Raw genomic sequence first — 12,736 nt, 5'->3', positions numbered from 1 at the left:
TGGACGTGTTTCGCGGAGGTTACGCATCCCGGCGTCGTGTAAACACTGTGTTTCGGGAGGCTGCCGATCTGCTCGCCGGGCGCCTCGTGTTCGCCGGGGAGTGCGTGCCGGGCGAGCCCGCCGGCTCAGTCGTCGTGGGGCGGCAGCTCGCCCGCGGTGAGCGCGATCATGCGGGAGGTCGAGCGGAGGTACTTCTTGCGGTAGCCGCCGCCGAGCATCTCGTCGTCGAACACCTCGCTCAGCGGGACGCCGGTCTGCACCACCGGGATCTCGGCGTCGTAGACGCGGTCGATGAAGGCGACCAGGCGCAGCGCGGCCATCTGGTCGTGCAGCACCTCCACGTCGGTGAGGCCGATCACATCCACGCCCTCGATCATCTTGATGTACCGCGACGGGTGGACGGTCGCCAGGTGCGCGATGAGGTCCTGGAAGCCGTCGCTGGTGACCGTCTCCCCTCGCCCGGCCATCGCGGCGAGCGCGCGGTCGTAGTCGGCGCGGTCGACGGTGATGGCGGTGCCGGTGGTGTCGCGGCGACGGTAGTCGAGGCCGTCGATGCGGATGGTCTGGAAGTTCGACGACAGCGACTGGATCTCGCGGAGGAAGTCGCTGGCGGCGAACCGGCCCTCGCCGAGCGCGTTCGGCGGCGTGTTGCTGGTGGCGGCGATGCGGGTGCCGGAGGCGACGAGCTCGCCGAGCATCCTGGTCATCATCATGGTGTCGCCCGGGTCGTCGAGCTCGAACTCGTCGATGGAGATCAGGGTCGAGCCGCGGAGCAGGTCGACCGCGCCCGCGTAGCCGAGCGCTCCGACGAGCGCGGTGTACTCGATGAAGGTGCCGAAGTACTTGGGGCCGGGGGCCTCGTGCCAGAGCGCCGCGAGCAGGTGGGTCTTGCCGACGCCGAAGCCGCCGTCGAGGTAGACGCCGGGCTTCATCGCCTCGACCTTCCTGCGGTTGCGGCTGAACAGGCCGGCCGGGCGCTGCGGCTCCCACGACTTGGCGAACAGCTTCAGGGTCGCCACCGCCTCGGCCTGCGAGGGGTAGTCGTGGTCGGGCCGGTATGACTCGAAGCTGGCGTGCTCGAACTGCGACGGAGGGACCAGGCTCCCGGCGATCTCGGCGCCCGTGATCTCGGGCGAGCGGTCGGCGAGACGCGGAAGGGCGCCGGTCTGTTCGAGGGTCATGGCGTGTTGTGCACCTTTGTGTCGAAGTCTTACCCGCGTGCGCTTCCGGCCGCATACGCTGGACGTAGATCGCCTGCGCTCGCGGGGCTCATCCAGCCTAGTCCCGCGATGCGGACCGGATCCTGGACGCACTTCGCAAGGAGAGACCGCATGACCATCGAGACCGACCCGTCGCCCGAGTTCGCCGGCTACGCGCACCCCGAGCGGTTGGTGAGCACCGAATGGCTCGCCGCGCACCTGGGCGAACCCGGTCTCGCGGTCGTGGAGTCGGACGAGGACGTGCTCCTGTACGACACCGGCCACATCCCCGGCTCCGTCAAGATCGACTGGCACACCGACCTCAACGACCCGGTCGTCCGCGACTACGTCAGCTCCGAGCGCTTCGCCGAGCTGCTCGGTTCGAAGGGCATCGCGCGCGACACCACGGTCGTGATCTACGGCGACAAGAACAACTGGTGGGCCGCCTACGCGCTGTGGGTCTTCACCCTGTTCGGCCACGAAGACGTGCGGCTGCTCGACGGCGGCCGCGACAAATGGATCGCCGAAGGCAGGGAGATCACCCGCGAGGTGCCGACGCCCGCCGCGGTCGAGTACCCGGTGGTGGAGCGCGACGACACGGTCGTGCGCGCCTTCAAGGAGGACGTGCTCGCCCACCTCGGCCGGCCCCTGATCGACGTCCGCTCGCCCGAGGAGTACAGCGGCGAGCGCACCGAGATCCCCGGGTACCCGACCGAGGGCGCGCTGCGTGCCGGTCACATCCCGTCGGCGAAGTCCGTGCCGTGGGCGAAGGCCGCCGCCCCCGACGCCACGTTCAAGCGCCGGGCGGAGCTCGAGGAGGTCTACCTCGACGGCGCAGGGCTGAAGCCGGGCGATGACGTGATCGCCTACTGCCGCATCGGCGAGCGCTCCAGCCACACCTGGTTCGTGCTCACGCACCTGCTCGGCTTCGAGAACGTGAAGAACTACGACGGCTCGTGGACGGAGTGGGGCTCGGCCGTGCGCGTCCCGATCGTGACGGGCAGCGAGCCGGGCGAAGTCCCGTCCCGCTGAGTCGTCGCCGGCTCCGGCGCAGTGCGAATCCGACGTAGCCTTGAGGGATGACCGAACTGACGGGCACTCTGGCTGAGATCCGTGACGACTTCCAGGCGCTGGAGCAGAACGACCGGCTGCAGCTGCTGCTGGAGTTCTCGGACGAGCTGCCCGAGCTGCCGGAGCGCTACCGCGACCATCCCGATCTACTGGAGCGGGTCGAGGAGTGCCAGGCGCCCGTGTTCATCTTCGTCGAGGTGGATGCGGCCGGTGTCGTGCACCTGTTCGCCACCGCACCGCGGGAGGCGCCGACGACGCGCGGGTTCGCGTCCATCCTGGTGCAGGGCCTCGCCGGCCTGACCGCCGACGAGGTGCTCGCGGTGCCGGACGACTTCCCGCAGACGCTCGGTCTGGCGGCCGCCGTGTCGCCGCTCCGCCTCCGCGGCATGTCGGCGCTGCTCGGCCGGGCGAAGCGCCAGGTGCGGGAGAAGCTCGCCGCCTAGTCCTGCGCCGGCACGTGCTCGGCGAGCCAGCCGGCGATGGCGGCGGTCCACTTCGCCTCGTCGTAGTTCCACAGCTTGGTGTGGAGGGCCACGTCGAACGACACCAGGGTGACGATGTCGCTGCGCGCCGCGGCGAGCGCGCGGGACCCGGTGGAGGGGACGAAGCCGTCGTCGTCGCTGTGCAGGATGAGCATCGGGAGGCTGAGCTCGGAGGCGCGGGCGACGAAGTCCATGCTGCGCAGGTCGATCGGGGCGCCCTGGCCGGTGATCGGCCCGCTCCACTCCGACTCGATGAGGCGCATGGCGGCGCGGGTCACCACGTCGGGGAGCCGCAGGAGGTTGCCCTGGTACTCCAGGGTGTCGATCCAGTCGATGACCGGCGACTCCAGGACGATGCCCGTCACCAGATCCAGCGACCGGGAGCGGGTGATGGTCTGCAGCACGACGGCGCCGCCCATCGACCAGCCCATCAGCACGATCGAGCGGGCGCCGTGCTCTGCCGCGTAGCCGATCGCCGCCTCGATGTCACGCCACTCGGTGCCGCCGAGCCCGTAGCGGCGGTCCTCGCTCTCGGGGGCGTCGCCGTCGTTGCGGTAGGAGGCGAGCAGGCAGGTGAATCCGGCCTCGTGGTAGACCCGGACGGCGCGCAGACCCTCCTGTCGGGTGGCGCCCCAGCCGTGCACCTGGATCACCCAGCGGTCGTCGCCTGCGCCCTCCGGCGCCGGGAACACCCATGCGGGAGCCTGGCCGAGGTCGGTGTCGATCTCGACGCTGTTCACCGGCAGGCCGAGCTCCTCCGGCTGCAGGTAGTAGTACCCGGAGATGCGGGCTCGGCCCTCGCGCAGCTCGCCGAACTCGACGCGTTCGAGCTCGCGGGTCACCGTCCCGTCGCCGCGCTCGATCAGGCCGCCGAGCTTCGCGAAGGCGGTCTCGCTCCCCCACCACAGGCCGAACCGGCCGGGCATCGCCGCGTCCGGGGTGTCGCGCAGCGTCACCGTCCCGAGCGTCTCGTCGAACGAGCGGATGGTCTGGTTCTGCGGGCGGCGCCGCACCGGCGTGATCACGGTGCGGGCGACGCGGGTGGTCACCCAGGCGGCGCCCGCCGCGGTGGCGAGCGCGAGGCCGCCCGCGACGATCGCCGCGGTCCCGAGTGCCCTGCCGAACGCCGATCCCGTGCCGCGTGCCGTCATGGTCAGCAGCGTACCGGCGCGACCGGTCGGCCGCCCTCAGGACTTCCTCAGGCGGCGTGCCTTACAGACGGGACGCGGGAAAGGCTTCTAGTGTTCGAAGCGTGCCGACACCGACATCCACACCGCAGCACCCGGCGGAGTTCGCCACGGCGCTGCAGTCCATCCGAGCCGCAGTGTCGCGTCCGGAGCTCGTGATCGAGGAGATCCCCGCGCCCGCGCAGCTGGCCCCGTACTCGGTCGCGCTCGCGGCGGACGTGCGACCGGCGCGCCACGGCAGCGACTCGGACCTCGGCACCGGACGCTTCATCCTGCTCTACGATCCCGAAGAGCCGGAGGCGTGGGGCGGCCCGTTCCGCATCGTCTGCTTCGCCCAGGCGCCGCTGGAGACGGACATCGGACTCGACCCGTTCCTCGCCGACGTCGCATGGTCGTGGCTGGTGGATGCGCTCGACGCCCGGCACGCCCGCTACACCGCGGCCAGCGGCACCGCGACGAAGATCATCTCCACCGGCTTCGGCGAACTCGCCGCGCAGGGCGACGGCTCCCAGATCGAGCTGCGCGCCTCCTGGAGCCCGTTGGAGTCGGACGTCTCGGCGCACGTCGAGGGCTGGGGCGAGCTGCTGTGCATGCTCGCGGGCCTGCCGCCGACCGGCGAGGGCGTGAGCCTGCTGAGCGCCCGCACGTCCGCGTCGAGGAAGGCACCGCGTGGCTGAGCACTCCGTCATCGACACGCGCGAGGGCTACCTGTCCGCGGTCGAGCGCATCGCTGCGGGCGAAGGCCCCATCGCGGTGGACGCGGAGCGGGCGAGCGGCTTCAAGTACTCTCAGCGGGCCTACCTGATCCAGGTCTTCCGCCGCGGATCCGGCACGTTCCTGTTCGACCCGCCCGCGGTCGGCCGCTTCGACGAGCTGAACGAGGCCATCCACGACGACGAGTGGGTGCTGCACGCGGCCACGCAGGACCTCACCTGCCTCCGCGAGGTCGGGCTGGACCCGTCGATCGTGTTCGACACCGAACTCGCCGCACGCCTGCTCGGGATGCCGCGGGTCGGCCTCGGCACGGTCGTGGAGGAGCTGCTCGGCATCCACCTGGCCAAGGAGCACAGCGCGGCCGACTGGTCGACGCGTCCGCTGCCCGAGCCGTGGCTCACCTACGCCGCCCTCGACGTCGAGCTGCTGCCCGACCTGCGCGACGCCATCGCCGCCCTGCTGGAGGAGGCGGGCAAGCTCGAGATCGCACGGCAGGAGTTCGCCGACGAGCTGGTGCGCGACCTCGTCCCGGTGCGGGCCGAGCCCTGGCGCCGGCTGTCCGGCATCCACTCGATCCGCGGCCTGCGCAACCTGGCGGTCGCCCGCGAGCTGTGGCTCAGCCGGGACGCGCTGGCGCGCGAGCTCGACACCGCCCCCGGCCGCCTGGTCCCCGACGCGTCGCTGACCGCCGCGGCGAAGGCGATGCCCGACAGCAAGCGCGCGCTCGCGGCGATGCGGGAGTTCACCGGACGCGCCAGCCGCACCGAGCTCGACCGCTGGTGGGCGGCCATCGAGGCCGGTCGCACCACCGACGACCTCCCGGTGCTGCGCGGCACCGGCGACAGCCTGCCGCCGCCGCGCGCCTGGGCCGACCGCAACCCGGACGCCGACGCCCGGCTGAAGGCCGCCCGCACGGCGCTCACCGCTGTGTCGGAGGAGCGCGCCATCCCGCTGGAGAACCTGCTCACCCCGGACACGCTGCGCCGGGTGGCCTGGGCGCCGCCGGCCGAGATCACCCCGCAGAGCGTCGGAGAGGCGCTCGCGGCGCACGGCGCACGACCCTGGCAGGTTGATGCAACCGCACAGGTGATCGCCCAGGCTTTTGTAGAAGGGCCCCAAAACGCCGACGACGGGTCCGAGCCCGTTTCGTAGGAAGGATCAAACGATTCTTTTCGTGCACAGTCGTGTACCTAGGATCGTTCCCGACCTTGATTTGGGAGGCACTGTGGCCGATAGGAACGATGTCGTGTTCGTCGACGGAGTCCGTACTCCGTTCGGGCGGGCCGGCGAAAAAGGGCAGTACTGGAACACCCGGGCGGACGACCTCGTCGTGAAGGCGATGATCGGTCTGCTCGAGCGCAACCCCGAGGTGCCCAAGGACCGGATCGACGATGTGGCGATCGCCGCCACCACCCAGCAGGGCGACCAGGGGCTCACCCTCGGCCGCACGGCGGCGCTGCTCGCCGGGCTGCCGAAGTCGGTGCCGGGCTTCGCCATCGACCGGATGTGCGCGGGCGCCATGACCAGCGTCACCACGCTCGGCTCGGGCATCGCGTTCGGCGCCTACGACCTCGTGATCGCCGGTGGCGTCGAGCACATGGGCCGCCACCCGATGGGCTTCGGCGCCGACCCGAACCCGCGCTTCCTCTCCGAGAAGATGGTCGCCGAGGACGCGCTCAACATGGGCATGACCGCCGAGCGCATCCACGACCGCTTCCCCGCGCTCACCAAGGAGCGCTCCGACCGCTTCGCGATGCGCAGCCAGCACAAGACGGCCGCGGCGTACGAGGCGGGCAAGCTGCAGCCGGACCTGGTGCCGGTCGCGATCCGCTCCGAGTCGGGCTGGGGCCTCGCCACGCAGGACGAGGGCATGCGCCCGCAGACCACCATGGAGGGTCTCGCCACCCTCAAGACGCCGTTCCGCCCGCACGGGCGCGTCACCGCGGGCAACTCGTCGCCCCTGACCGACGGCGCCACCGCCTCGCTCCTCGCGTCCCACGACGCCGTCAAGGAGCTGGGCCTCACCCCGAAGATGCGGATGGTGAGCTTCGCGTTCGCCGGCGTCGAGCCGGAGATCATGGGCATCGGCCCGGTCCCGTCCACCGAGAAGGCGCTGCGCAAGGCGGGCCTGACCATCGACGACATCGGCCTGTTCGAGCTGAACGAGGCGTTCGCCATCCAGGTGCTGTCGTTCCTCGACCACTTCGGGATCGACGACGACGACCCGCGCGTCAACCAGTGGGGCGGTGCGATCGCGATCGGCCACCCGCTCGCGGCCAGCGGCGTCCGCCTGATGATCCAGCTCGCGGCTCAGTTCGCCGAGCACCCGGAGGTGCGCTACGGGATCACCGCGATGTGCGTCGGCCTCGGCCAGGGCGGCACCGTGATCTGGGAGAACCCCAACTACGACAAGCGCGCGGCGCGGAAGGGCTGAGACACGTGACGGACTACAGCACCATCGACTTCAGCCCCCTGGAGGCCGTGGCCGACGACGAGGTCGTCACCCACGCGTTCGTGAAGGACGTCCCGCTCCCCAGCGGCAAGACCCTCGCGCTCGTGACCCTCAACAACGGTCGCGACCACACCCGCCCGAACACGCTGGGCCCGGCGACCCTGCTGGAGCTCGGCCGCGTGTTCGACGAGCTCACGCAGCGGGCCAAGCGCGGCGAGATCGACGCGGTCGGGGTCACCGGCAAGCCGTTCATCCTCGCCGCCGGCGCCGACCTCAGCCGGGTCAGCGACATCCCGAGCGTCGAGGTGGCGAAGCTGCTCCCGCAGCTCGGCCACTACGTGCTCGGCAAGCAGGCGACCTTCGGCGTCCCGTCGTTCGTGTTCACCAACGGCCTCGCGCTCGGCGGCGGCGTGGAGATCGGCCTCAACGCCGACTACCGCACCATCGACCGCAACACGGCCGCGTTCGCACTTCCCGAGGTGTTCCTCGGCCTCATCCCGGGCTGGGGCGGCGCTACCATCCTGCCGAACCTGATCGGCATCGAGAACGCGCTCAAGGTCGTCGTCGAGAACCCGCTCAAGCAGAACCGCATGCTCAAGGCGCAGGAGGTGTTCGACCTCGGGATCGCGGACGCGATCTTCGACTCGGCCAACTTCCTGGAAGACTCGCTGAAGTGGGCCGACAAGGTGCTCACCGGCGACGTCGTCGTCAAGCGCCCCAACGAGCCGGGCAAGATCGAGCGCATGGTGAAGTGGGACGCCGCCATCGGCATCGCCCGCAAGATGCTCGAGTCGCGCATCGGCACCGTCCCGAAGTCGCCGTACAAGGCGCTCGACCTGCTCAAGGCCGCCAAGTCGAACGACCGCGCCGCCGGTTTCGAGCTCGAGGACGAGGCGCTCGCCGAGCTCATCTCGGGCGACCAGTTCCAGGCCAGCATCTACGCCTTCAACCTCGTGCAGAAGCGCGCGAAGCGGCCGGCCGGCGCGCCCGACAAGAAGCTGGCGAAGAAGGTCACCAAGATCGGCGTCATCGGCGCCGGCTACATGGCCAGCCAGTTCGCGCTGCTGTTCGTGCGCCGCCTCCGTGTGCCGGTGGTCATCACCGACCTCGACCAGGCGCACGTCGACAAGGGCGTGGCGTACATCCACGACGAGATCGGCAAGCTGCAGGAGAAGGGCCGCATCTCCCCCGACGAGGCCAACCGTCTGCGCGCGCTCGTCACGGGCACGACGGACAAGGCCGACTTCGCCGACTGCGACTGGGTCATCGAGGCCGTCTTCGAGGAGCTGTCGGTGAAGCAGAACGTCTTCGCCGAGGTGGAGCCGTACCTTTCGGACGAGGCCGTCATCGCCACCAACACCTCGTCGCTGTCGGTCGAGCAGATCGGCGCGAAGCTGAAGCATCCGGAGCGCCTGGTCGGCTTCCACTTCTTCACCCCGGTCGCGGTCATGCCGCTCATCGAGGTCGTGAAGACGCCGCACACCGACGAGGCGACGCTGTCGACCGCGATGGTGACCGCGGCGGCCCTGAAGAAGAACGCCGTGATCACCGCGGACACCCCCGGCTTCGTGGTCAACCGCGTGCTGGCGAAGATCCTCGGGGACGCGATGCACGCCGTCGACGACGGCACGCCGTTCGAGGTGGTCGATGAGGCCATCGCGCCGCTGGGGCTGCCGATGGCGCCCTCCGCCCTGCTCGACCTGGTCGGGCTGAAGGTCGGCGCGCACGTGCTCGACACCCACCACGCCGCGTTCCCGGACCGGTTCTACCGCTCGGAGAACCTCCACAAGCTCGCCGAGTACGGCACGCTGCTGGAGAAGGACGCCAAGGGCAAGGTGAAGGGCCTCGACAAGGGCGCCGCGAAGATCGTCTCGGGCGGCAAGAACCCGTGGACGAAGGAGCAGATCCTCCGCACGCTGGAGGACGGCCTGGCCGACGAGATCCACCGCATGCTGGTCGACGACCACGTCGTGGAGGCTCCGGAGGACATCGACCTGTGCATGATCCTCGGGGCGGGCTTCCCGTTCCAGATGGGCGGTATCACGCCGTACCTGGACCGGGTGGGCGCCTCCGAGCGCGTCTTCGGCGACACGTTCCACCACCCGCCGGTGAAGGGCGTCGCGTAACGCTCACACCTATGGGACGCAACACGCCGCTATCCGTTTCGGATAGCGGCGTGTTGCGTCCCACGGATGGACGGGTCAGCGGTTGACGCCGGACATGTCCGGGTAGCGGTCGCCCACAGGTGCGGCGATGGCGTCGAGCCGGGCCAGCTGGTCCTCGGTCAGCACCAGCTCCGTCGCGGCGACGTTCTGCTCCAGGTTCGCCACCTTCGTGGTGCCCGGGATCGGGGCGATGTCGTCGCCCTTCGACAGCAGCCAGGCGAGCGCCACCTGACCGGGCGCGGCGCCCGCCTCGCGGGCGACCTCGTCCACCTGCTCCACGATCCGGATGTTGGTCTCCAGGTTGTCGCCCTCGAAGCGCGGGTTGAACCGGCGGAAGTCGTCCTCCGACAGCTGGTCGAGCGAGCGGATGGTCCCGGTGAGGAACCCGCGGCCCAGCGGCGAGTACGGCACGAAGCCGATGCCGAGCTCGCGGACGGTCGGCAGCACCTCGGCCTCGGGGTCGCGCGTCCACAACGAGTACTCGGTCTGGATGGCCGTCACCGGGTGCACCGCATTCGCCCGGCGGATGGTCTCCGGTGCGGCCTCCGACAGGCCGTAGTGGCGGATCTTCCCCTCCTCGATCAGCTCCTTGAGGGCGCCGACGGTCTCCTCGACCGGGGTGCCCGGGTCCATCCGGTGCTGGTAGTACAGGTCGATGTGGTCGGTCTGCAGCCGCTTCAGCGACCCCTCCACCGACAGGCGCACGTTCTCCGCGGAGCCGTCCAGGCCGCGCTCCCCGTTCCCGCGGTGCAGGATGGTGCCGAACTTCGTCGCGATGACGACGCGGTCGCGACGGCCGTCGGCGAACGCCTTCGCGAGCAGCTCCTCGTTCGCGTACGGACCGTAGATCTCGGCGGTGTCGAAGAACGTGACCCCGAGGTCCATCGCGCGGTGGATGGTGCGGATCGAGCCCGCCTCGTCGGACCCGGCTCCCGTGTAGAAGGCGGACATCCCCATGCAGCCGAGTCCCAGCTGCGAGACCTCCAGCTTCTCCGTTCCCAGTGCGATCGTCTTCATGCGTCGTTCCCTTCCGTGACCAGGCCGACGTTGCGCCGGTACAGGTCGATCTTGTAGTCGATGGCCGCCAGGCTCGCCGTCATCTCCTCCAGCTGCCGCACCACGGCCATCCGGTGCAGGAGCAGCAGCTCCAGCCGGTCGGCCTGCGTGCCGTCGCCCTGCCGCGCGAGCACGACGTACTCGCGCATCGTCGCGATCGGCATGGCGGTCGACCGCAGCTTGGTGAGGAACGTCACCCAGGTGACGTCGGCCTCCGTGTAGCGGCGATGGGTGGACGACGCCCGCCCGACCGGGGTGAGCATGAGCCCCTCCCGCTCGTAGTAGCGCAGCGTGTGGGTGGTGAGCCCGGTCCGCTCGGCGACGTCGGAGATCGACATCGCCGTTCGTGTGTCGGTCATATCGCCACAGTAGAACTTCGAGCGCACTCCAAGTCAACCGCCCCCGGAGCCGTGGGTCAGGCGCGGCGCTTCTTGACCGGGGCCGGGGCGTCGTCGGGCACCGCGGAGTCGTCGGGCAGGGGGCGCGCGATCGGGACGCGGCTGCCGAGCACCTGGGCCACCAGGTCGCGCGCGATCTTCTGCGGGGTGAGGCCGGCGTCCTCCAGGATCTGGTCGCGGGAGGCGTGGTCGATGAACGCGTCGGGCAGGCCGAGCTCGTCGACGGCCGTGTCGATGCCGGCCTCGCGCAGGTCCTGCCGCACGCGCGTGCCGATGCCGCCGACCCGGATGCCGTCCTCGATCGTGACGACGATCCGGTGCTCCGCGGCCAGCGACAGGATGCTCTTCGGCACCGGGACGACCCAGCGCGGGTCGACCACGGTGGCGCCGATGCCCTGCGCGGCCAGCCGGTCGGCGACCTTGAGCCCGAGGTCGGCCATCGGGCCGACCGTCACGAGCAGCACGTCCTTGCGCTCACCCTCCCGGAGCACGTCCACGCCGTCGTCGAGGCGGCGCACGGCGTCGATGTCCGGCTGCACGGACCCCTTCGGGAAGCGCAGCACGGTCGGCGCGTCGTCGACCGCCACGGCCTCCGCCAGCTCCTCCCGGAACCGGGTGCCGTCGCGCGGCGCGGCAAGCCGGATGTTGGGGACGACCTGCAGGATGGCGAGGTCCCAGATGCCGTGGTGGCTGGGCCCGTCCGGACCCGTCACACCGGCGCGGTCGAGCACGAAGGTGACGCCGGCCTTGTGCAGGGCGACATCCATCAGCACCTGGTCGAACGCGCGGTTCATGAAGGTGGCGTAGATGGCGACCACGGGATGCAGGCCGCCGAACGCGAGGCCGGCCGCGCTCGTCGCCGCGTGCTGCTCGGCGATGCCGACGTCGTGCACCCGCTCGGGGAACCGCTCGGCCAGCTTGTGCAGCCCGGTCGGGCGCAGCATGGCCGCGGTGATGCCCACGATCTTCGGGTTCTGCTCGGCGAGCCGGACGATCTCATCGGCGAAGACGCCGGTCCAGGACGGCTTGCTCGACCCCTCCGTCGGCTCACCGGTCTCCGGATCGATCTGGCCGACCGAGTGGAACTGGTCGGCCGCGTCGCGCAGGGCCGGCTCGTAGCCGCGGCCCTTCTGCGTGATCGCGTGGACGATGACGGGCGCGCCGTAGTTCTTCGCCTGGCGCAGCGCCTCCTCCATCGCCTCGATGTCGTGGCCGTGGACCGGGCCGATGTACTTGATGTCGAGGTTCGAGTACAGCGCCTCGTTGTTGGAGAACCGGCTGAGGAACCCGTGCAGGCCGCCGCGCACGCCGCGGTAGAACGACCGACCGGGCGTGCCCAGCTTGTCGAACGCGCGCTGCGACGTGAGGTACAGGTTGCGGTAGCTCTTCCGCGTGCGGACGGTGTTGAGGAAGCGCGCCATGCCGCCGATCGTCGGGGCGTACGAGCGGCCGTTGTCGTTGACGACGATGATGAGCCGGCGGTTGTTGTCGTCGGAGATGTTGTTGAGCGCCTCCCACGTCATGCCGCCGGTGAGGGCGCCGTCGCCGACGACCGCGATCACGTGCCGATCCTTCTGGCCGGTCAGCTCGAAGGCGCGCGAGATGCCGTCCGCCCACGACAGGGATGAGGAGGCGTGCGAGCTCTCGACGATGTCGTGCTCCGACTCCGACCGTTGCGGGTAGCCCGCCAGGCCGCCGCGCTGCCGGAGCCGCGAGAAGTCCTGACGCCCGGTGAGCAGCTTGTGCACGTACGACTGGTGGCCCGTGTCGAACACGATGGCGTCGCGCGGCGAGTCGAAGACGCGGTGGATGGCGATGGTCGTCTCGACGACGCCCAGGTTGGGCCCGAGGTGGCCGCCGGTCTTCGCGACGTTGGCGACGAGGAACGCCCGGACCTCTGCGGCCAGCTGCACGAGCTCCTGCTCGGTCAGCCGGTCGAGGTCACGGGGACCGTGGATCGTCTCGAGGATGCCCATGCTCCGAGTCTAGGCGCGCGGGTATGAAGAGAGGCT

General features: G+C 70.4%; 11 protein-coding genes. 6 read left to right on the top strand and 5 right to left on the bottom strand.

The features are described from left to right. Window positions 1-125: 125 nt before the first annotated feature. Window positions 126-1,181 (bottom strand): cell division protein ZapE, encoded by a 1,056-nt coding sequence (gene zapE, locus P5G59_RS02245; RefSeq protein WP_301215566.1) that lies wholly within the window; start codon window positions 1,179-1,181, stop codon window positions 126-128. A 150-nt stretch (window positions 1,182-1,331) separates the two neighbouring features. On the opposite strand from zapE, the gene P5G59_RS02240 reads away from it, so the two are divergent. Continuing rightward, entirely contained in the window at window positions 1,332-2,231 is a 900-nt protein-coding gene (locus P5G59_RS02240) for a sulfurtransferase (protein ID WP_301215565.1), read from the top strand. A 47-nt stretch (window positions 2,232-2,278) separates the two neighbouring features. Continuing rightward, a complete protein-coding gene (locus P5G59_RS02235; RefSeq protein WP_175336301.1) occupies window positions 2,279-2,713 on the top strand; it encodes a SufE family protein in 435 nt (144 codons plus the stop codon). On the opposite strand, the gene P5G59_RS02230 is transcribed toward P5G59_RS02235, so the two are convergent. After that, on the bottom strand, window positions 2,710-3,903 hold the full coding sequence (locus P5G59_RS02230; RefSeq protein WP_301215564.1) for an alpha/beta hydrolase family protein: 1,194 nt from the start codon (window positions 3,901-3,903) through the stop codon (window positions 2,710-2,712). The genes P5G59_RS02235 and P5G59_RS02230 overlap by 4 nt on opposite strands. A 101-nt stretch (window positions 3,904-4,004) precedes the next feature. Here P5G59_RS02230 and P5G59_RS02225 point away from each other — a divergent pair, with 101 nt between their 5' ends. The 4 genes from P5G59_RS02225 (at window position 4,005) to P5G59_RS02210 (ending at window position 9,231) form a co-directional block, all read left to right on the top strand. Next, window positions 4,005-4,616, top strand: coding sequence for a DUF3000 domain-containing protein (locus tag P5G59_RS02225; protein ID WP_301215563.1), 612 nt, complete (start codon window positions 4,005-4,007; stop codon window positions 4,614-4,616). Further along, window positions 4,609-5,805, top strand: coding sequence for an HRDC domain-containing protein (locus P5G59_RS02220; RefSeq protein WP_301215562.1), 1,197 nt, complete (start codon window positions 4,609-4,611; stop codon window positions 5,803-5,805). Before P5G59_RS02225 ends, P5G59_RS02220 begins: the two co-directional genes overlap by 8 nt. A 73-nt stretch (window positions 5,806-5,878) precedes the next feature. Next, on the top strand, window positions 5,879-7,087 hold the full coding sequence (locus P5G59_RS02215) for a thiolase family protein (protein ID WP_301215561.1): 1,209 nt from the start codon (window positions 5,879-5,881) through the stop codon (window positions 7,085-7,087). Between the two features lie 5 nt (window positions 7,088-7,092). Further along, window positions 7,093-9,231, top strand: a complete 2,139-nt coding sequence (locus P5G59_RS02210) for a 3-hydroxyacyl-CoA dehydrogenase NAD-binding domain-containing protein (RefSeq protein ID WP_301215559.1) — start codon at window positions 7,093-7,095, stop codon at window positions 9,229-9,231. A gap of 75 nt (window positions 9,232-9,306) precedes the next feature. Here the strand turns inward: P5G59_RS02210 and P5G59_RS02205 are convergent, their stop codons facing one another. From P5G59_RS02205 to dxs, 3 genes are read right to left on the bottom strand one after another with little or no spacing between them, the layout of a single operon-like run. Further along, window positions 9,307-10,287, bottom strand: coding sequence for an aldo/keto reductase (locus P5G59_RS02205; protein ID WP_301215557.1), 981 nt, complete (start codon window positions 10,285-10,287; stop codon window positions 9,307-9,309). Then, the gene (locus P5G59_RS02200) at window positions 10,284-10,685 is read right to left on the bottom strand and encodes a MerR family transcriptional regulator (RefSeq protein WP_175336309.1); all 402 of its coding nucleotides are present in this window, start codon (window positions 10,683-10,685) and stop codon (window positions 10,284-10,286) included. The genes P5G59_RS02205 and P5G59_RS02200 overlap by 4 nt, the downstream gene beginning before the upstream one ends. A gap of 56 nt (window positions 10,686-10,741) precedes the next feature. Continuing rightward, window positions 10,742-12,700, bottom strand: coding sequence for a 1-deoxy-D-xylulose-5-phosphate synthase (gene dxs / locus P5G59_RS02195; RefSeq protein WP_301215554.1), 1,959 nt, complete (start codon window positions 12,698-12,700; stop codon window positions 10,742-10,744). Between the last annotated feature and the right edge of the window lie 36 nt (window positions 12,701-12,736).

The organism is Leifsonia virtsii (genome assembly GCF_030433675.1).
Classification (GTDB): Bacteria; Actinomycetota; Actinomycetes; order Actinomycetales; family Microbacteriaceae; genus Leifsonia; species Leifsonia virtsii.
Note: the sequence above shows the minus strand (reverse complement) of the source record. Positions and strands in the feature narration are given on the sequence as shown.